18 protein-coding genes are annotated in these 19,630 nt (G+C 71.4%); 14 read left to right on the top strand and 4 right to left on the bottom strand.

Translation table 11 applies throughout. The annotated features are described in order from the left end of the window. The first annotated feature begins 24 nt into the window (after positions 1 to 24). From OG798_RS20270 to OG798_RS20250, 5 genes are all read left to right on the top strand, one after another. Positions 25 to 606 carry a hypothetical protein gene (locus OG798_RS20270; protein WP_257039460.1) on the top strand — a complete coding sequence of 194 codons (582 nt, stop codon included), beginning with the start codon at positions 25 to 27 and terminating at the stop codon, positions 604 to 606. Positions 607 to 651: 45 nt separating this feature from the next. After that, positions 652 to 3,897, top strand: a complete 3,246-nt coding sequence (locus OG798_RS20265) for a S41 family peptidase (protein ID WP_095854738.1) — start codon at positions 652 to 654, stop codon at positions 3,895 to 3,897. A gap of 77 nt (positions 3,898 to 3,974) precedes the next feature. After that, a complete protein-coding gene (locus OG798_RS20260; RefSeq protein ID WP_121416174.1) occupies positions 3,975 to 4,328 on the top strand; it encodes a histidine triad nucleotide-binding protein in 354 nt (117 codons plus the stop codon). A 6-nt stretch (positions 4,329 to 4,334) separates the two neighbouring features. Continuing rightward, the gene (locus tag OG798_RS20255; RefSeq protein ID WP_095854740.1) at positions 4,335 to 5,243 is read left to right on the top strand and encodes a ribonuclease Z; all 909 of its coding nucleotides are present in this window, start codon (positions 4,335 to 4,337) and stop codon (positions 5,241 to 5,243) included. Between the two features lie 69 nt (positions 5,244 to 5,312). Next, positions 5,313 to 6,305: an adenosine deaminase gene (locus tag OG798_RS20250; protein WP_121416175.1), complete on the top strand. Its 993-nt coding sequence runs from the start codon at positions 5,313 to 5,315 to the stop codon at positions 6,303 to 6,305. 12 nt (positions 6,306 to 6,317) lie between these two features. On the opposite strand, the gene OG798_RS20245 is transcribed toward OG798_RS20250, so the two are convergent. After that, the gene (locus OG798_RS20245; RefSeq protein ID WP_097225977.1) at positions 6,318 to 7,631 is read right to left on the bottom strand and encodes an MFS transporter; all 1,314 of its coding nucleotides are present in this window, start codon (positions 7,629 to 7,631) and stop codon (positions 6,318 to 6,320) included. Positions 7,632 to 7,911: 280 nt separating this feature from the next. On the opposite strand from OG798_RS20245, the gene OG798_RS20240 reads away from it, so the two are divergent. The 5 genes from OG798_RS20240 (at position 7,912) to OG798_RS20220 (ending at position 12,509) form a co-directional block, all read left to right on the top strand. Next, entirely contained in the window at positions 7,912 to 9,021 is a 1,110-nt protein-coding gene (locus OG798_RS20240; RefSeq protein ID WP_179436578.1) for a carbohydrate kinase family protein, read from the top strand. Between the two features lie 184 nt (positions 9,022 to 9,205). Beyond that, a complete protein-coding gene (locus tag OG798_RS20235; RefSeq protein ID WP_060896461.1) occupies positions 9,206 to 10,273 on the top strand; it encodes a PhoH family protein in 1,068 nt (355 codons plus the stop codon). Positions 10,274 to 10,286: 13 nt separating this feature from the next. Beyond that, positions 10,287 to 10,784 carry an rRNA maturation RNase YbeY gene (gene ybeY, locus OG798_RS20230; protein WP_054235448.1) on the top strand — a complete coding sequence of 166 codons (498 nt, stop codon included), beginning with the start codon at positions 10,287 to 10,289 and terminating at the stop codon, positions 10,782 to 10,784. Continuing rightward, positions 10,781 to 12,094, top strand: coding sequence for a hemolysin family protein (locus OG798_RS20225; protein WP_095854744.1), 1,314 nt, complete (start codon positions 10,781 to 10,783; stop codon positions 12,092 to 12,094). Before ybeY ends, OG798_RS20225 begins: the two co-directional genes overlap by 4 nt. Before the next feature lie 55 nt (positions 12,095 to 12,149). Further along, entirely contained in the window at positions 12,150 to 12,509 is a 360-nt protein-coding gene (locus OG798_RS20220; protein ID WP_095854745.1) for an MmcQ/YjbR family DNA-binding protein, read from the top strand. Here the strand turns inward: OG798_RS20220 and OG798_RS20215 are convergent. Next, complete coding sequence (locus OG798_RS20215) at positions 12,471 to 13,922, bottom strand: MFS transporter (protein ID WP_121416177.1); 1,452 nt, start codon at positions 13,920 to 13,922, stop codon at positions 12,471 to 12,473. The two genes, OG798_RS20220 and OG798_RS20215, sit on opposite strands and share 39 nt — an antisense overlap. Before the next feature lie 144 nt (positions 13,923 to 14,066). Here OG798_RS20215 and OG798_RS20210 point away from each other — a divergent pair, with 144 nt between their 5' ends. Both OG798_RS20210 and OG798_RS20205 read left to right on the top strand, forming a co-directional pair. After that, positions 14,067 to 14,888 (top strand): helix-turn-helix transcriptional regulator, encoded by an 822-nt coding sequence (locus OG798_RS20210; protein ID WP_095858085.1) that lies wholly within the window; start codon positions 14,067 to 14,069, stop codon positions 14,886 to 14,888. 83 nt (positions 14,889 to 14,971) lie between these two features. Next, positions 14,972 to 15,325, top strand: coding sequence for a cytidine deaminase (locus tag OG798_RS20205; protein ID WP_095854747.1), 354 nt, complete (start codon positions 14,972 to 14,974; stop codon positions 15,323 to 15,325). Positions 15,326 to 15,735: 410 nt separating this feature from the next. Here the strand turns inward: OG798_RS20205 and era are convergent, their stop codons facing one another. Beyond that, positions 15,736 to 16,695: a GTPase Era gene (gene era / locus OG798_RS20200; protein ID WP_179436579.1), complete on the bottom strand. Its 960-nt coding sequence runs from the start codon at positions 16,693 to 16,695 to the stop codon at positions 15,736 to 15,738. 188 nt (positions 16,696 to 16,883) lie between these two features. On the opposite strand from era, the gene OG798_RS20195 reads away from it, so the two are divergent. Both OG798_RS20195 and OG798_RS20190 read left to right on the top strand, forming a co-directional pair. After that, complete coding sequence (locus OG798_RS20195) at positions 16,884 to 18,230, top strand: ammonium transporter (protein ID WP_323138716.1); 1,347 nt, start codon at positions 16,884 to 16,886, stop codon at positions 18,228 to 18,230. Beyond that, on the top strand, positions 18,227 to 18,565 hold the full coding sequence (locus OG798_RS20190; RefSeq protein ID WP_054235454.1) for a P-II family nitrogen regulator: 339 nt from the start codon (positions 18,227 to 18,229) through the stop codon (positions 18,563 to 18,565). Before OG798_RS20195 ends, OG798_RS20190 begins: the two co-directional genes overlap by 4 nt. Here the strand turns inward: OG798_RS20190 and OG798_RS20185 are convergent. Continuing rightward, a complete protein-coding gene (locus tag OG798_RS20185) occupies positions 18,459 to 19,544 on the bottom strand; it encodes a WxL protein peptidoglycan domain-containing protein (protein ID WP_267061736.1) in 1,086 nt (361 codons plus the stop codon). The two genes, OG798_RS20190 and OG798_RS20185, sit on opposite strands and share 107 nt — an antisense overlap. Between the last annotated feature and the right edge of the window lie 86 nt (positions 19,545 to 19,630).

Genomic DNA, 19,630 nt, shown 5'->3' with positions numbered 1-19,630 from the left:
ACTCTGCCGTCTATGGGGGCATTGATGCGTATTCGACGATTGGTGGGGCGACTGGTGACGGGCCGTCGGGGACCGATGGTCGCCGGGCTCGCCGTGGTGAGCGCCTTCGGGGTGGCCGCGTGTGAACCGGTCGGCGGGCTGAGCGCCTCCGCGGTGGCGTACACGACCGACCGGGCAGGGACCGCGGAGCTGCAGCGGCGGCACGTCGACGTGCAGTACCTGAGCTGCACCGGGTCCTACGGCGGCGGGAACAAGGCCTACACCCCGGGACGCACACCGTCGGCCTCGAGCTCCACGCCCTCCGTCGTGGAGGTGGACTGCCGGGGGCAGACCAAGGACCGGCGGGAGATCACCATCACCGGGAAGGTCACCCGCGAGGTCGAGGGCAAGTGCGTCCGCGGGGACCTGACGGCCAAGGTGGGCGGCAAGAAGTGGTTCCACGTGAACGTACTGGGCAACTGCAACGCCCCCAGCACGCCCTCGTACACGCCCCCCACCTACGGCGCGCCCACCTACCACCGTCCGGGCCCCACCACCACCGTCACGGTGACGAAGACCATGTGGTGCAAGGGCGATCCCACCTGCTGGCCCTCCCAGGGCAAGTGATCCAAACCCCTGTCGGGCCGAGCTGTCCCTGCATAGGGTGATCGGGTGACTCAGTCTGCATCGTCCGCGTCGTCGGTATCGCCCGCGTATCTCCGATTTCCGCATCTGCACGGCGAGCTGGTCGCCTTCACCGCCGAGGACGACGTCTGGGTCGCCCCCCTCGACGGCGGCGGTCGCGCCTGGCGGGTCAGCGCCGACAACATGCCGGTGAACCATCCCCGCATCTCCCCGGACGGTACGACCGTCGCCTGGACGTCGACCCGCGACGGAGCGCCCGAGGTGCACGCCGCACCCCTGGAGGGCGGACCGTCCACGCGGCTGACGTACTGGGGGAGTTCGAAGACCCAGGTGCGCGGCTGGACCCCGGACGGCCAGGTGCTCGCGCTCAGCACCCAGGGCCAGGCCAGCCTGCGCCGCAGCTGGGCCCGGGCCGTCCCGCTCGACGGGGGCCCCGCGACCACCCTCCCGTACGGGCCGGTCGGCGATGTGGTCCACGGCGGTCCGGGTGTGCTGCTGCTGTCCGCTCCGATGGGGCGCGAGGCCGCCTGGTGGAAGCGGTACCGGGGCGGCACGGCGGGCAAGTTGTGGATCGACAGGGCCGGCGGCGACGGGGTGGTGGCCGGCGAGTTCGTACGGCTGCACGAGGACCTGGACGGGAACCTCGAATACCCCCTGTGGGTGGGGGAGCGCGTCGCCTTCCTGTCCGACCACGAGGGTGTCGGAGCGCTCTACTCCTCCCTCGCCGACGGCTCCGATCTGCGCCGTCACACGCCGATCGACGGCTTCTACGCCCGGCACGCGGCGACCGACGGCGCCCGGGTCGTGTACGCGTCCGCCGGTGAACTGTGGCTCCTGGACGACCTGGACGGCGCCGAGCCGCGCCGACTCGACCTGCGGCTCGGCGGGCAGCGCGTCGACCAGCAGCCGCACCTCGTGAGCGCCTCCCGCTGGTTCTCGGCCGCCGCCCCCGACCACACCGGACGCGGCAGCGCGGTCTCCGTGCGCGGCGCCGTCCACTGGGTCACCCACCGCTCGGGACCGGCCCGCGCGCTCGCCGCCCGGCCCGGTGTGCGCGCCCGGCTGCCCCGCGCCTTCCGGGTGGAGGGCGAGGAGTACGTGGTGTGGGTGACGGACGCGGCGGGCGACGACGCGCTGGAGTTCGCCCCGGCGACCGGTCTCGCGCCCGGAGCGACCCCGCGTCGGCTCGCCGCCGGACAGCTGGGGCGGGTCCTCGGGCTCTCCATGGCCCCCGACGGCAGCCGCGCCGCCGTCGCCTCGCACGACGGACGGGTGCTGCTCGTCGAGCGGGAGACCGGAGAGGTACGGGAGGTCGACCGGAGCGAGGACGGCGAGGTCTCCGGGCTGGTCTTCTCGCCGGACTCCGCCTGGCTCGCCTGGTCGCACCCCGGCCCGCGCCCGCTGCGCCAGCTCAAGCTGGCCAACACCGCCGACCTGTCGGTGACCGAGGCGACCCCGCTCCGCTTCCGCGACTACGCACCCGCGTTCACCCTCGACGGCAAGCACCTCGCCTTCCTCTCGGCCCGCTCCTTCGACCCCGTCTACGACGAACACGTCTTCGACCTCGCGTTCGTCGGGGGCTCCCGGCCGCATCTGATCACCCTGGCCGCGACCACCCCGTCCCCCTTCGGACCGCAGCGCCACGGCCGCCCCTTCGAGGCACCCGACAAGGACGAGACACCCGACAGCGAGGGCGCCCCCACCACCCGGATCGACCTCGACGGACTCGCCGACCGGATCGTCCCGTTCCCCGTCGAGGCGGCCCGCTACTCGACCCTGCGCGCCGCCAAGGACGGGCTGCTGTGGCTGCGCCACCCGGTCGTCGGAGTCCTCGGCGCCTCCCGCGCCACCCCGAACGACCCGGACCCGAAGACCGAACTGGAGCGGTACGACCTCGCCCAGCAGCGCGTCGAGCACCTCGCCGTGGACGCCGACCACTTCGCCGTCAGCGGCGACGGCAAACGCGTCCTGCTGTGGACCGACGGCAAGCTCAAGGTCGTCCCCAGCGACCGCCGCGCCTCGAACGACGACGAGAGCGACACGAACATCACCGTCGACCTGTCCCGGGTCCGCCAGACCGTCGACCCGGCCGCCGAGTGGCGGCAGATGTACGACGAGACCGGCCGCCTCATGCGCGACAACTTCTGGCGGCCCGACCTGGGCGGGGTCGACTGGGAAGGCGTACTGGACCGCTACCGGCCGGTGCTCGAACGGGTCGCCACCCACGACGACCTCGTCGACCTGCTGTGGGAGGTGCAGGGCGAGCTCGGCACCTCCCACGCGTACGTGACCCCGCGCGGCGGCTGGGGCGGCGGCGACCGGGCGCAGGGACTGCTCGGGGCGGACATCTCCCGTCACGAGGACGGCAGTTGGCGCATCGACCGGATCCTCCCCTCGGAGACCTCCGACCCGGACGCGCGGGCGCCGCTCGCCGCGCCCGGCGTCGCGGTGCGCGCGGGGGACGCGATCGTCGCGGTCGCCGGGCAGCCGGTGGACCCGGTGGCCGGACCCGGGCCGCTGCTCGTGGGCACCGCGGGCAAGCCGGTCGAGCTGACCGTCTCCCCGTCGGGCGGCGGCGATCCGCGGCACGCGGTCGTCGTCCCGCTCGCCGACGAGGAGCCGCTGCGCTACCACGCCTGGGTCGCGGACCGGCGCGCCTACGTCCACGAGAAGTCCGGCGGACGGCTCGGCTATCTCCATGTGCCCGACATGCAGGCGCCCGGCTGGGCCCAGATCCACCGCGACCTGCGGGTCGAGGTGGCCAGGGAAGGTCTGGTCGTGGACGTCCGGGAGAACCGCGGCGGCCACACCTCCCAGTTGGTCGTGGAGAAGCTCGCGCGGCGGATCGTGGGCTGGGACCTGCCGCGCGGGATGCGGCCGTACAGCTATCCGGAGGACGCGCCGCGCGGACCGGTCGTCGCCGTCGCCAACGAGTTCTCCGGCTCGGACGGCGACATCGTCAACGCGGCGATCAAGGCGCTGGGCATCGGGCCGGTCGTCGGGACACGGACGTGGGGCGGGGTCGTCGGCATCGACAGCCGGTACCGGCTCGTCGACGGCACCCTCGTCACCCAGCCCAAGTACGCGTTCTGGCTGGACGGTTACGGGTGGGGCGTGGAGAACCACGGTGTCGACCCGGACGTCGAGGTCGTCCAGACGCCGCAGGACTACGCGGCCGGGCGCGACGCGCAGCTCGACGAGGCGATCCGGATCGCGCTGGCCGCGCTCGCGGAGAACCCCGCCAAGGCGGCACCGACGCTCCCGGAGCTCTGATCCGGACACCCACCCGCACCTATCGAGGCCGATACGATGCACGACGTAATGATCAGACGGCGTGAGGAGGCACACGCATGTCGGGAGAAGCGCAGGACGGCTGTCTGTTCTGCAAGATCGTCGAGGGGCACGTTCCCGCGAACGTCGTCCGGGAGACCGACACGACCGTCGCCTTCCGCGACATAAACCCCCAGGCGCCCACGCACATCCTGGTCATCCCCAAGGTGCACCACCCGGACGTGGCCTCCCTCGCCGCCGCCGAGCCCGCCATCGCCGCGGACTTGCTGCGCGAGGCCGGCGAGGTGGCGTCCGAGGAGAAGCTGGAGAGCTACCGCATCGTGTTCAACACGGGCAGCGGCGCGGGCCAGACCGTCTTCCACGCGCACGCCCACCTCCTGGGCGGCCGTGGCATGCAGTGGCCGCCGGGGTAACCGACCTTGTCCGTACGTGAACTGGTGGTCCTCGGCACCGCCAGCCAGGTCCCCACCCGGCACCGCAACCACAACGGCTATCTGCTGCGCTGGGACGGGGAGGGCCTGCTCTTCGACCCCGGTGAGGGCACCCAGCGGCAGATGCTGCGAGCCGGGGTCGCCGCGCACGACCTGCACCGGATCTGCGTCACCCACTTCCACGGCGACCACTCCCTCGGCCTCGCCGGGGTGATCCAGCGCATCAACCTCGACCGTGTCCCGCACGAGGTGACCGCGCACTACCCGCGCTCCGGGCAGCGCTTCTTCGACCGGCTGCGGTACGCGACGGCCTACCGCGAGACCGTCGAGCTGACCGAGGCACCGGTCGAGGCGGACGGGGTGCTCGCGACCACCCCCTCGTACACCCTGGAGGCCCGCAGGCTCTCCCACCCCGTGGAGTCCTTCGGCTACCGGCTGGTCGAGCCGGACGGCCGGCGGATGCTGCCCGAGCTGCTCGCGGAGCACGGGATCAAGGGGCCGGACGTGGGCCGGATCCAGCGCGAGGGCGCGCTCGGCGGGGTCTCGCTCGACGACGTGAGCGAGGTGCGGCGCGGACAGCGGTTCGCGTTCGTCATGGACACGCGGCTGTGCGAGGGCGTGGACGCCCTCGCCGAGGGCTGCGACCTCCTCGTCATCGAGTCGACGTTCCTGGACGGGGATCACCAGCTCGCCGTCGACCACGGTCACCTGACGGCCGGTCAGGCGGGCCGGGTGGCGCGGGACGCGGGCGTACGGCATCTCGTGCTCACGCACTTCAGCCAGCGGTACTCGGAGCCTGAGGGAGAGTTCGAGCGGCAGGCCCGGGCCGCCGGGTTCGAGGGGGAGCTGACCGTGGCGCACGATCTGGTGCGGGTGCCGCTGCCGAAGCGGCGATGAGCCGTCGTCGTACGAGTCGACGAGGCGTCATCGCACGAGATCGTCGGTACACGCCCGTACGATATTTCGATGCCCCTCCCCAAAGCAGAACTGCACCTCCACATCGAAGGCACCCTCGAACCCGAGCTGGCCTTCGAGCTCGCCGCGCGCAACGGCGTCACGCTCCCTTACGCGGACACCGAGGAGCTGCGCAAGGCGTATCTCTTCGACGACCTCCAGTCGTTCCTGAACCTGTACTACGAGCTCATGGCCGTCCTGCGGACCGAGCAGGACTTCGCCGACCTCGCCGACGCCTACCTCGCACGGGCCGCCGCGCAGGGTGTGCGGCACGCGGAGATCTTCTTCGACCCGCAGGCCCACATCGCCCGGGGCGTCGGCATGGGGACGGTCGTCGAGGGGCTGCACCGCGCGCTGTCCCGCAGCGAGGAGACGCACGGCGTCTCCACCCAGCTGATCATGTGCTTCCTGCGCGACGAGTCCGCCGAGTCGGCGCTCGCGACCCTGGAGGCCGCGAAGCCCTACCTCGACCGGATCGTCGGCATCGGCCTCGACTCCGCCGAGGTCGGGCACCCGCCGGTCAAGTTCCGCGAGGTCTACGAGGCCGCCGCCGCGCTCGGCCTGCGGCGCGTCGCCCACGCGGGCGAGGAGGGGCCGCCGGCGTACATCACCGAGGCGCTGGACGTGCTCGGCGTCGAGCGCATCGACCACGGGCTGCGCTGCATGGAGGACCCCGAGCTGGTCGAGCGGCTCGTACGGGACCGGGTGCCGCTGACGCTCTGCCCGCTGTCGAACGTACGGCTGCGCGCCGTGGACGTCCTGGAGGGCCACCCGCTGCCCGCGATGCTGGACGCCGGGCTGCTGTGCACGGTCAACTCCGACGACCCCGCGTACTTCGGCGGGTACATCGGCGACACCTTCCACGCCGTGCGCGAGGCGCTGGGGCTGGACCGGGAGCGGATGCGGGAGCTGGCGCGCAACTCGTTCGTGGCGTCCTTCCTCGAGCACGACGAGGAGCGGCGGGCGCGCTACCTCGCCGAGGTCGAGGCGTACGAGTTCGGATAGACCGCGGCGGGACTACCTGCTTCCGGGCCCCGGTCCGGCCGCCGCACCCGCGGTCGCCTGCCGGGGCCCTGCCGTGTCGTACGCCGTCCGGGGCGCCGGGACGGCGTCGAGCGGGATCTCGACGACCGGGATCTCCATGACCGGGATCTCCACGACCGGGTGCTCTTGCGGGAGCGGCGCTGCGCGCCGGGTGCGCAGGGCCACGGCCGTCATCGGACCGGTGATCAGGAGCAGGCCGAGGGCCAGGATCACGCCCATCGCCGGGTATCCGACCCGCGCGGAGAGCAGACTGCCCGCGAGCGGACCGCACGCCGTGCCGAGCGAGGAGGCGGAGCCGACGAGGACCGCCCACCGGCCGCGCCGGTCCAGGGACGCGGCGAGGCCGATGACGTAGGAGAGCACCACCGGGTAGACCGTGTTCCAGGCGATCTCGCCCGTCGCGAACGACGTCAGGTCGGTGGCCGCCGCGCTGAGCGCGATGCATCCGGCGATCAGGGCCGTGCCCGCGCCGATGGGCAGTGCACGGCCCAGGCGCTGGCCGAGTGCGCCCGCGCCGATCACCCCGAGCAGCCCCGCGCCGAGCGCCACCGCGAAGACCGCGCCGACGGTCACCTCCGTCAACCCCGCCTGCTGCAGACCGATCCGGCCGCTGACACCCCAGAGTGAATTCTGGGCGAGGGACCAGCAGAGCATCGCGGCGGCCAGGACGAGTCCGGCGCGGCGGTGGGGGAGGGGAGTGGCGGGGGTGTGGAGCGTGCGGGCGGCGGGGGTGTGGAGGGTCTCGGGGGCCCCGGCGGCGGGGAGGCGGCGGGTCACGGGCAGTACGAGCAGCGCGGTGACGGCGATCGCGGCGAGGGGCTGGCCGTGGCCCGGGCCCAGGTGGGGGATCGTCAGATACAGCGCGCCCGCGAGGGCGGAGACGCCCAGCAGGCCCAGGGTGGTGGTGCGGTGGGGGTCGCGCTGGCCGGCGATCCCGGTGGCGGCGACGCTGGTGATCGTGCCGGAACCGAGGCCGCCGACGATCGCGCCCAGGACGACCAGGGGGACGGTCGTCGTGAGGGCGGCGGTGCCATAGCCGGCGGCGGCCAGGAGCAGGCCGCCGCGGGCGAGTCCGCGGGGGCCGAAGCGCTCCACCCGGGACGCGAGCAGGAAGCCCGCCGTCGCCGAACTCAGCAGCAGGGCGCTGCCGATGGAACCGGCCTCGGTGGCGGAGAGGGGGAGGCCCGCGCTCAGCCGGCCGACGGTGGTCGGGAGCAGGTACGGGGCGAGGTACCCGGCCGTGAAAAGGGCGACGAGGGGCCAGGGCGTGGTGGTGCGGGCGGACACGGGCGTTCCCAGGGCATGCGAAAGAGCGGCTCGATAAGGGGGGTTGGGCGGCTGTCGACGGACAGGAACGCGCGGGCAATTTGTATCAAGCGGGTGGGGGTGCGACGTAGGTGGGGAGGTGTGATCCGGGTCACGTTCTGTTTACGGGGGGAAGGATGGGGTAGACAGGGGGATTTCACCCGGCCGCCGTTCATCGGTCCGCTCCGGCCTCGACCGGCGCCGTGCCGTGTGCCGTTTGGTGCACACTGGCCTGAATCCGCACCACCTCAGGGAGCGCACCGTGATCGAGACCAACGGAGAGCGACCGTACTGTCACGCTCACGTCGACCCGCTCGCCGGTCTGCGCACCCCTCAGGACCCGCCCTGGGACGTCTACCTCACCGGCACCGTCTTCCTCGACATCATCTTCACCGGGCTCGACACCGCTCCGGTGCGCGGCACCGAGTCCTGGGCGCGCGGCATGGGGTCGAGCCCCGGCGGCGTCGCCAACATGGCGACCGCGCTCGCCCGCCTCGGCCTCAAGACCTCCCTGGCGGCGGCCTTCGGGGACGACCACTACGGGGAGTACTGCTGGGACGCCCTGGAGCAGGGCGAGGGCATCGACCTCGCCCCGTCGCGCACCGTGCCCGACTGGCATTCGCCGGTCACCGTCTCGATGGCGTACGAGGGCGAGCGGACGATGGTCAGCCACGGGCACGAGCCGCCGCCGGAGGAGCCGGCGCCGGAACACGCGCCCCGCGCGCGTGCCGCCGTCGCCTCGCTGACGCCCGGCACGCGCGCGCACTGGATCGCCGAGTCCGCGCGTGCGGGCACCCGGATCTTCGCGGACGTCGGCTGGGACGACACCGGGCGCTGGGACCTGGCCGGGCTCGCGGACCTGGAGCACTGCGAGGCGTTCCTGCCGAACGCGGACGAGGCGATGCGGTACACGGGGGCGGACTGTCCGCGGGCCGCCGCGCACGCGCTGACCGAGTATGTGCCACTGGCCGTCGTCACCCTCGGTGCCGAGGGCGCGTACGCCGTGGACGGCCGTACCGGGGAGACCGCCGAGGTCCCCGCGATCGCCGTGGAGGCCCTGGATCCCACCGGTGCCGGTGACGTCTTCGTCGCCGGGTTCGTGATGGGCACCCTCGCCGACTGGCCGCTCGCCGATCGGCTCGCCTTCGCCGGGCTGACCGCCGCGCTCTCCGTCCAGGAGTTCGGCGGCTCCCTCTCGGCGCCCGGCTGGGCCGAGATCGCGGCGTGGTGGCGCCGGGTCCAGTCCGTCGAGGACCAGGAACCGGCCGCGCTGCGCCGGTACGCCTTCCTGGAGAGCCTGCTTCCGGAGGTGACCCGCCCGTGGCCGCTGCGGCGGGCGGTCCCGACCATCGGCTTCCGCCGGTCGGCCTGACGCTCCCCGCCCCGCGCGACCGGTTCCGCGTGTCCCTGGGTGCGGGGCCCCGCCCCGGCCCCCGAACCCGCGCCGAAAAGCCCTACGGCACTGTCACCCCACCGTCGTACCCTTGGAACCGCAAGGCTGCCCCCGTGGCAAGCGTGCCGATCAAGGAGGAAAAGCAGGCCTTCAGAGCCGGCCCATGACTCAGACACCCACAGCTCACAGCCCCGCTTCGGGGCAGGCACGAGCGCATTTCACCGTCCCGGCCAAGCACCCCATGGTGACCGTGCTGGGTTCCGGAGACGCGCTGCTTCGCGTGATCGAGAAGGCCTTCCCGGCGGCCGACATCCACGTCCGGGGCAATGAGATCAGTGCGGTCGGCGACGCCGGTGAAGTCGCTCTCGTCCAGCGCCTGTTCGACGAGATGATGCTGGTGCTCCGCACGGGGCAGCCGATGACGGAGGACGCAGTGGAACGCTCGATCGCCATGCTCAGGGCGAGCGAGAACGGGGAGGGCGACGGTCAGGAAACCCCTGCCGAAGTGCTCACGCAGAACATCCTGTCCTCGCGCGGCCGCACCATCCGACCCAAGACGCTCAACCAGAAGCGGTACGTCGACGCCATCGACAAGCACACCATCGTCTTCGGCATCGGCCCCGCCGGTACCGGCAAGACGTACCTCGCCATGGCGAAGGCCGTACAGGCGCTGCAGTCCAAGCAGGTCAACCGGATCATCCTCACCCGCCCGGCGGTGGAGGCGGGCGAGCGGCTCGGCTTCCTGCCCGGCACGCTCTACGAGAAGATCGATCCCTACCTGCGGCCCCTCTACGACGCGCTGCACGACATGCTCGACCCCGATTCCATCCCGCGGCTCATGGCGGCGGGGACCATCGAGGTCGCGCCGCTCGCCTACATGCGAGGCCGCACGCTGAACGACGCCTTCATCATTCTGGACGAGGCCCAGAACACGAGCGCCGAGCAGATGAAGATGTTCCTCACCCGTCTCGGCTTCGAGTCGAAGATCGTGGTCACGGGCGACGTGACACAGGTCGACCTCCCGAACGGGACGAAGTCGGGTCTGCGCCAGGTCCAGGACATCCTGGAGGGCCTCGACGACGTCCACTTCTCGCGGCTCACGTCCCACGATGTCGTACGGCACAAGCTGGTCGGCCGTATCGTCGACGCGTACGAGAAGTACGACAGCGAGAACGGCACCGAGAACGGCTCCCACAAGAGCCGCGGCAAAGCCGGCCACAAGGGGAAGTAGACAAGCGAGCACCATGTCGATCGACGTCAACAACGAGTCCGGAACCGAGGTCGACGAGCAGGCGATCCTCGACATCGCCCGCTACGCACTCGCGCGGATGCGCATCCACCCGCTCTCCGAACTCTCGGTGATCGTCGTGGACGCCGACGCCATGGAGCAGCTCCACATCCAGTGGATGGACCTTCCGGGGCCCACCGACGTGATGTCGTTCCCCATGGACGAGCTGCGGCCGCCGTCCAAGGACGACGACGAGCCCCCGCAGGGACTCCTCGGTGACATCGTCCTGTGCCCGGAGGTCGCCGAGCGGCAGGGCAAGGAAGCTCCCACACAGCACTCCATGGACGAGGAACTGCACCTCCTCACCGTCCATGGAGTGCTGCACCTGCTCGGCTACGACCACGAGGAGGCGGACGAGAAGGCCGAGATGTTCGGTCTGCAGGCCGCCATCGTGGACGGCTGGCGCGCGGAGAAGGGCATGACGGGCCCCTCGCCGGCCCCGACCGTTTCATGAGTCCGCAGCTCGTCATCGGTGCCATCGCGCTGGTCGTGGTCGCCTGGCTCGCCGCCTGCGCGGAGGCGGGCCTCGCGCGTGTCTCCAGCTTCCGCGCGGAGGAGGCCGTACGGTCCGGGCGGCGCGGCAGTGCCAAGCTCGCCCAGGTCGCCGCCGACCCGACCCGCTATCTGAACGTGGCCCTGCTGGTGCGCGTGGCCTGCGAGATGGCCGCCGCCGCGCTCGTCACGTACGCCTGCCTGAAGGAGTTCGACGAGACCTGGGAGGCCCTCGTCGTCGCCATCGGGGTCATGGTCCTCGTCTCGTACGTCGCCGTGGGCGTCTCGCCCCGCACCATCGGTCGCCAGCACCCGCTGAACACGGCGACGGCGGCCTCGTACGTCCTGCTGCCGCTGGCCAGGATCATGGGCCCGATCCCGCCCCTCCTCATCCTCATCGGCAACGCGCTGACGCCCGGCAAGGGCTTCAGGCGCGGTCCGTTCGCCTCCGAGGCCGAGCTGCGCGCGCTGGTCGACCTCGCCGAGAAGGAGTCTTTGATCGAGGACGAGGAGCGCCGCATGGTGCACTCCGTCTTCGAGCTGGGCGACACCCTCGTACGAGAGGTGATGGTGCCGAGGACCGACCTCGTCGTCATCGAGCGGTACAAGACCATCCGCCAGGCCCTCACCCTGGCGTTGAGGTCCGGCTTCTCGCGCATCCCCGTCACGGGGGAGAGCGAGGACGACGTCGTCGGGATCGTGTACCTGAAGGACCTGGCCCGCAAGACGCACATCAGCCGCGAGGCCGAGTCCGAGCTCGTGTCCACGGCCATGCGGCCCGCGACCTTCGTGCCCGACACCAAGAACGCGGGCGACCTGCTGCGCGAGATGCAGCAGGAGCGCAACCACGTCGCCGTCGTCATCGACGAGTACGGCGGCACGGCCGGCATCGTCACCATCGAGGACATCCTCGAGGAGATCGTCGGCGAGATCACCGACGAGTACGACCGCGAGCTGCCGCCCGTGCAGGAGCTCGGCGACGACAGCTACCGGGTGACCGCCCGTCTCGACATCGGCGACCTCGGCGAGCTGTACGGCTTCGAGGCGTACGACGACGAGGACGTGGAGACGGTCGGTGGACTGCTGGCGAAGGCACTCGGGCGGGTTCCGATCGCCGGTGCCTCCTCGGTGGTCGAACTGCCCGACGGGCGCGAGCTGCGGCTGACCGCCGAGGCCGCGGCCGGACGCCGGAACAAGATCGTCACGGTGCTCGTCGAGCCGGTCGGCCCGGTGGAAGCGGAGCCGTCCGAGGAGGAGAAGACGTCCGAGTGATGCCGTCGGAGAAGGGGACGTGGGCGAAGGCGATGTGGGCGAAGGAGACGTGGGAGTGAAACCGCAGCAGCTGCGTGCGTTCTGTCTGTCCTTCAACGCGACGGTCGAGGAATTCCCCTTCGCCCCGGACATCTCCGTCTTCAAGGTGCTCGGCAAGCTCTTCGCGCTGACACGACTGGACGCGCGCCCGCTCACGGTCAACCTCAAGTGCGACCCGGAGGACGCGGTCCGGCTGCGCGGCGAGCACCCGGGGCTGATCATCCCGGGCTATCACATGAACAAGCGGCACTGGAACACGGTGACGGTCGACGGCGAGCTCCCGGACCGTCTGGTCCGGGAGCTCGTCGAGGATTCCTACGATCTCGTCGTCGCCGGCCTACCGAAGGCCGAGCGCCTCCGCCTCGACCGGGCGTGAGCGGTCGCGGCCCAGCCCGGCCGCGACCAGCACCGCCGCCGCCAGGACGATCACCGCGTCCAGGACAAGGACCGTGTGGACACCGGCCAGCAGGTCGCTCGACGTCGTCGCCAGGACACCCAGCAGCGGGATGCCGATCGTGATGCCGACCTGCTGGGTGGAGGTCACCAGGCCCGTGGCCAGCCCCTGCTCCTCGTCGGGAACGCCCGAGGTCACCGTCAGGCCGTACGAGATGATCGCGCCCAGGTGGCACATGCTGGCCAGCGAGACCGCGGCGGTGGCGAGCCAGACCGACCAGGTGTGGGCGTTCAGCAGCACCAGCCCCGCCACGAACAGGCCCTGACCGGCGAGCGAGCCGACCAGCGTACGGCGGGCGCCGAAGCGGCCGATGACCTTCGGGGCGTACACCCCGGCGACGGCGGACATGACGCCCTGGACCCCGAAGACCAGCCCCGTCTCGAACGCGGACAGGCCGAGGGTCTCCTGGAGGTACAGCGTCAGCGCGAACACGACCGTCGACATCATCGAGAAGGTGACCAGACCGCCCAGGTTCCCCCACGCCACCGTGCGGCGGCGCAGCATGGGGAGGCTGACGAGCGGGGCGTGGGCGCGGGACTCGACGTACACGAAGGCGGCGAGCAGGAGCACACCCGCGGCGAGGGTCGCGATGACGTCCGCGCCGCCGAAACCGCGCTCGGCGGCCGTCGACAGGGCGTAGATCAGGGCCAGCAGACCGCCGGTGACGGTGACCGCGCCGGGGATGTCCAGGCGCGGGCGGTCGGGGGTGCGGGACTCGGGCAGCAGGCCTGGGGCCAGTGGCAGCACGATCAGTGCGAAGACCGACAGCAGGCCCATCGTCGAGCGCCAGCTCAGTACGTCGGTCAGGACGCCGCCGGCCACCATGCCGACCGTGAAGCCGAGGGACAGGAGCGTGCCGGAGATGCCGAGCGCACGGTCGCGCGCCGGGCCCTCGGGGAACGTCGTCGTCAGCAGCGACATGCCCGTCGGCACGATCGCCGCCGCGCCGAGGCCCTGCAACGCCCGGCCCGTCAGGAACGACGCCGGGTCCCAGGCGAAGGTCGCCAGCAGCGAGGCCGTACCGAAGAGGGCGAGGCCGGTCAGGAAGAGCCTGCGGCGGCCGTACAGGTCACCGATGCGGCCGAAGAGGAGCAGGAAGCCGCCGGACGGCAGGGCGAAGGCGGTGACCGCCCACTGCAGCGCGGACTGGCTCATGCCCAGGTCCCTGCCGAGCACGGGCAGTGCCACGTTCAGTACGGAGAAGTCGAGCGCGACCATGAACTGCGCGGCGCACAGCACGAAAAGGACGAGTTTGTCGCGGGTCGACAGCCGGGTGCCGAGCGGGGGGTGGGCAGTTGGGGAAGCGGATGTGGTTTCGGTGGTGTCGATCGCCATGGCAAGAGCGTGCGGCCGTCGGAATATCCGTGGGGAGCGGGAACTTATGCTGGTGGTCGCACCACCAGTCACCAACAGGGGGATTCACGCGTGACGGAGGACGTGCTCAGGACCCAACGACGGCGTGAGCTGCGGGACTTCCTGATGAGCCGCCGGGCGAGGGTGTCACCGGCCCAGGCCGGTCTGCCGGACGGCGGGGCCCGCCGCCGCACGCCCGGATTGCGCCGCGAGGAGGTGGCCGTGCTCGCGGGCGTCGGCGCGTCCTGGTACCAGTGGCTGGAGCAGGGGCGGGACATCTCCGTCTCGCCCCAGGTACTCGACGCGGTCGCCCGCGTGCTGCGGCTCAGCAACGCCGAACGACGCCATCTGTACCTGCTCGCCGGGCTGAACCCGCCCGCGCCGGAGGTCGCGCCCGAGGTCCGGGACATGTGCGACGGGCTGCGGCGGCTGATCGACACGTGGATGCCGTATCCGGCGCACATCATGGACCCCTACTACAACTGCGTCATGTACAACGACGCCGCCGGGATGGTTCTCGGGATGCGGCCCGACAACACGCAGAACTGCATCATCGACTTCTTCACCGACCCGCTGTACCGGGGGCAGTCCCGGACCTGGGAGAAGAACGCGCGCACGGTCGTCGCCCAGTTCCGCGCGTCGTGCGCGGCGGCGCCGGACGACGAGGGGTACCAGGAGGTACTGGATCAACTCCGGGATGCCTCACCGGAGTTCGCGACGCTGTGGGAAGAGCGGGACATCGAGGACGCCGGGCAGATCCGCAAGGAGCTCGACCACCCGCTCGTCGGGCTGCTCGCCGTCGAGTCCACCGCGATGAAGGTGCCCGCGCGGCCCGATCTCACGATCGTGCTGCACACGCCGCTGCCGGAGGCGAACACGGCGGCGAAGCTGGAGTGGCTGGCCTCGCCGGAGGGCCGACGGGGCTCGATGTATCCCGTGGCCGGTTAGGTCTGTGTTGCCGGGTCTGCGCGGGTGGGTGTGTGCGGGTAGGTGTGTGCGTGCGGCTCCCGATCCCTTCGTATGCTCTGAACATGACCGACAGCAGCGCGCTTGACCCCGAGGACCGCAAGATCGTCACCCTGGCCCGTTCCGCGCGGGCGCGCAACGGGGTGCCGGAGGGGGCGGCCGTCCGTGATGAGACCGGCCGTACGTATGTCGCGGGGACGGTGGATCTTCCCTCCCTGCGGTTGAGCGCGTTGCGTACCGCGGTGGCGATGGCGGTGGCGTCCGGGGCGAAGTCTCTTGAGGCGGCGGTGGTGGTGTCCGAGGCGGGGGAGGTGTCTTCGGAGGACCGGGCGGCGGTTCGGGACCTCGGTGGGGCGGCGACGCCTGTGCTGCTGGCGGGCCCCGACGGCACGGTCCACCTGACGACACCCGCGGGCTGAGCCCGCCTTTTTCGCCCCCGCCGCCCCTACCCGACCCATCCCTGGGGGCTCCGCCCCAGACCCCGGCCCCGTCCGTCAGCTACGGGCGGGTGGGGGCCGTTCGCGCAGTTCCCCGCGCCCCTGGTGCCGGGGCTGCGCCCCGGATCTCCCGCGCGCCCGATTCGTTTGGCCGCGGGCCGGTGGGGGCTGGTCGCGCAGTTCCCCGCGCCCCTAAAAGCTTCTGATCGTCCGGCGTTCGAGGACGAGGCCGGAGGCCGATGCTTCACCCACCCCGGTCACCCGCCCACCCCGGTCCGCACTCTTCAGCCTGTCCGGCGTTTGAGGACGAGGCCGTTCAGGCCGATGCGGGGGTTTGGGGGCGGAGCCCCCAGGGATGGGACGGGTAGGGGCGGCGGGGGCGAGGGAAAGGGTCAGAAGCCGAGTTTGCGGAGTTGGCGTGGGTCCCGTTGCCAGTCCTTCGCGACCTTCACATGGAGGTCGAGGAAGACCGGCGTACCCAGCAGCGCCTCGATCTGCTTGCGGGACTTGATGCCGACCTCCTTCAGGCGCTTGCCCTTGGGACCGATGATGATGCCCTTCTGGCTGGGGCGCTCGATGTAGACGAAGGCGTGGATGTCGAGGAGGGGCTTGTCAGCGGGGCGGTCCTCGCGGGGAAGCATCTCCTCGACGACGACAGCGATGGAGTGGGGGAGCTCGTCGCGCACACCCTCCAGCGCCGCCTCGCGGATCAGCTCCGCGATCATGACCTGCTCGGGCTCGTCGGTGAGGTCGCCCTCCGGGTAGAGCGCCGGGCCCTCGGGAAGGAGCGGGACGATCAGATCGGCCAGCAGGTCCACCTGCTTGTCCCCGACCGCCGACACCGGCACGATCTCCGCCCACTCGAACCCCAGCTCCCGCCCGAGCTGATCGATCGCGATGAGCTGCTCGGCGAGCGTCTTGCTGTCGACGAGGTCGGTCTTCGTGACGATCGCGATCTTCGGCGTCTTCTTGATGGACGCCAGTTCCTTCGCGATGAAACGGTCACCCGGACCGAGCTTCTCGTTCGCCGGCAGGCAGAAGCCGATGACATCGACCTCGGCCCACGTCGTGCGCACGATGTCGTTCAGGCGCTCCCCCAGCAGCGTGCGCGGCTTGTGCAGACCAGGGGTGTCGACCAGGATCAGCTGGGCGTCGGGGCGGTGCACGATGCCCCGTACCGTGTGCCGCGTGGTCTGCGGCTGGTTCGCGGTGATCGCCACCTTCTGGCCGACCAGAGCATTCGTGAGGGTGGACTTGCCCGCGTTGGGGCGGCCCACGAAGCAGGCGAAGCCGGCGCGGTGGGGTGCCTCGGACGGCTCGGATGACTGGGTACGAACGCTCATGGCGCCCATTGTCCCTGATCCACAGGCCCGCGCCGTACGCCATATGCCTTTGACCGCTCCCGCGCGGCCCCGTGAGGTTTCGGAAACCCCCACGCAATACGAAACACGCCGGAAACGCACACGTGCACAACCGGAAACGCGAGCCCGTGACTCTCTGACGACGCCCCCGCACCCAGGAGAACCGAGGAGAGCCGTCCGTGCAGTTCGTGCAGACCGTGGAGACCCTGGACAGCGTCGACCTGGCCGCCGCACCCCACCTCGACACCGGCGACACCGCCTGGCTGCTCGCCGCCACCGCCCTCGTTCTCCTGATGACACCGGGCCTGGCCCTCTTCTACGGCGGCATGGTCCGCACGAAGAGCGTCCTCAACATGCTGATGATGAGTTTTGTGTCGATCGCCCTGGTCACCGTCGTATGGCTGGCGGGCGGTTACTCGCTCGCCTTCGGGGACGACGCCTTCGGGGGGCTCGTCGGCGGGCTGCAGCACGTCGGCATGAGCGGTATCGGGCCGGACAGCGTGCACGGGACCGTGCCCACCCTGCTCTTCGCCACCTTCCAGCTCACCTTCGCGATCATCACCGCCGCGCTGATCAGCGGGGCGATCGCCGACCGCGCGAAGTTCGCGGCGTGGCTGGTGTTCGTGCCTGTCTGGGCGCTGCTCGTATACGTTCCCGTCGCGCACTGGGTGTGGGGTCCGGGGGGCTGGGTCCAGGCGAAACTGGGGGCGCTGGACTTCGCGGGCGGGCTGCCGGTCGAGATCACCTCCGGTGCCTCCGGCCTGGCTCTCTGTCTCGTCCTCGGCCCCCGTCTCGGCTTCAAGAAGGACGCCATGCGGCCGCACAACCTGCCGATGGTGATGCTGGGCGCGGGGCTGTTGTGGTTCGGCTGGTTCGGCTTCAACGCCGGGTCCGCGCTGGGCGCCAACGGACTCGCCGCCGCCGCTTTCCTCAACACCCTCGCCGCCGGCTGCACCGGTCTGCTCGGCTGGCTCTTCGTCGAGCAGAAGCGCGACGGCCACCCCACCACCCTCGGCGCCGCCTCGGGCGCGGTCGCGGGCCTGGTGGCCATCACCCCGTCGTGCGGGTCCGTGTCGCTGCTGGGCGCGCTGGTCGTCGGTCTCGCCGCCGGCGTCGTCTGCTCGTACGCCGTGGGCTGGAAGTTCAGGCTGAACTACGACGACTCGCTGGACGTCGTCGGCGTTCACCTGGTCGGCGGCATCATCGGCACCGTCCTCATCGGTGTCTTCGCCGACGCGACGATGACCGGTGGCGCCGAGGGACTGCTGTACGGCGGTGGGTTCGGACAGCTCGGCAAGCAGCTGGTGGCGGTCGTGGCCGTGGGGGCGTACGCCTTCACCGTCACGTACGGCATCGGGAAGGTGCTCGACAAGGTCGTGGGGCTGCGGGCGGACGAGGAGCACGAGCACACCGGCCTGGACCTTACAGTGCACGCCGAGACCGCTTACGATCACGGGGTCCTGGGCCACGGCGCCCCGGTCTCGTCATCCCTCCCCACCGCTCAGAAGGCCAAGGCCCAGGCATGAAGCTCATCACCGCCATCGTCAAGCCGTACCGCCTCGACGAGGTCAAGACCGCTCTCCAGGAGCTCGGTGTGCACGGGCTCACCGTCACCGAGGCCAGCGGGTACGGGCGCCAGCGCGGCCACACGGAGGTCTACCGCGGCGCCGAGTACCAGGTCGACCTGGTCCCCAAGGTCCGTATCGAGGTCGTCGTCGAGGACGCGGACGCGGAGGCCGCGATCGACGCGATCGTCAAGGCCGCGCAGACGGGGAAGATCGGCGACGGGAAGGTGTGGTCCGTACCGGTCGAGACGCTCGTACGGGTACGGACGGGCGAGCGCGGCCCCGACGCACTCTGAGCCACCATCGGCGGGTACCGCCCCTGCGCGCTCCGAGCGGCCACGGGCGGTTACCGCCCCTGCGCGCCCTGATCACCACCACGGCGGCGGCGATCCCCGCGCCCGCCACCACGGCCATCAGCCACGGGAGCGCGAAGAACGACGTGCTCGCCGACTCCCGGGTGCCGGGCGCGCTGGCCGTCAACGTCACGTGGCCCCAGTCGAGTTGGGGTGCCCCGTGCCACGGCTCGGTCATCCGGACCCGTTGCCCCGGCAGCAGCTCCGAGGGGATCTTCGCGAGCTCCCTGGACAGCAACGTACGCCCGAAGAGGCCCTCGGCCCTGAGCCGCACCTTCGGGTTCAGGGTCACGTTCCCGGTGTTGTGCAGGGTGTACGAGACGGTGGCGCCGCTCTCGCCGAGGCCGGGGACCAGGGGCTGGTGGTGGCTGATGCGGACCTTCTCGACGGCGAGGGCGGGGACGGTGGGTCCGCCGACCCGGAGGTAGATCCGGGCGCCGACCGCCCGTTGCACCGCCACCGAGGAGGTCGCCGCGTCCCCGGACTCGAGGCGCTCGTCGAGTGCGACCAGCGCGCCCGGATGGTCGCCGGGTTCGGCCTTCTCGGGCACCCGGAGGGTGAACGGCACGGTCACCGAACCGTGCGCGGGCACCGTCACCCGGGAGCGGGCGGGGTGCGCCCACGCGCCGACCCCGAGCTGCTTCTCCTTCACCGTCCGCACCGCGAATCCGCCGTCGCGCGCGGTGTTGTACGCGTCGGCGGCGTACAGCCGGAAGGTCAGCGGGCCGCCGGTCTTGTTGGCGACGGTGACCTTGTCCCGGAGGGTCTGTCCGGGGTCGGCGGAGAGGTAGAAGTACGGGCGGGCCGCGATCTGCGTGGAGACGGGGTAGACGGACCAGCTGCCGTTGTCGGCGGCGTACGAGGCGGGCGTGGTGAGCGCGAGAAGGAACACGGACAGGATGAGGACGTACAGCTTGCGCATGGGTGCGGACCCCCGCGGATGTGGGTGGACAGGCCCTGGGTGGACGGGCGGGTGCGCGCCCGGCCACCGCGGTGCGGAGGGGTGGA

The sequence above is a fragment of the Streptomyces sp. NBC_00271 genome, from assembly GCF_036178845.1.
GTDB lineage: Bacteria > Actinomycetota > Actinomycetes > Streptomycetales > Streptomycetaceae > Streptomyces.
This window is presented reverse-complemented; position numbering and strand designations above follow the sequence as displayed.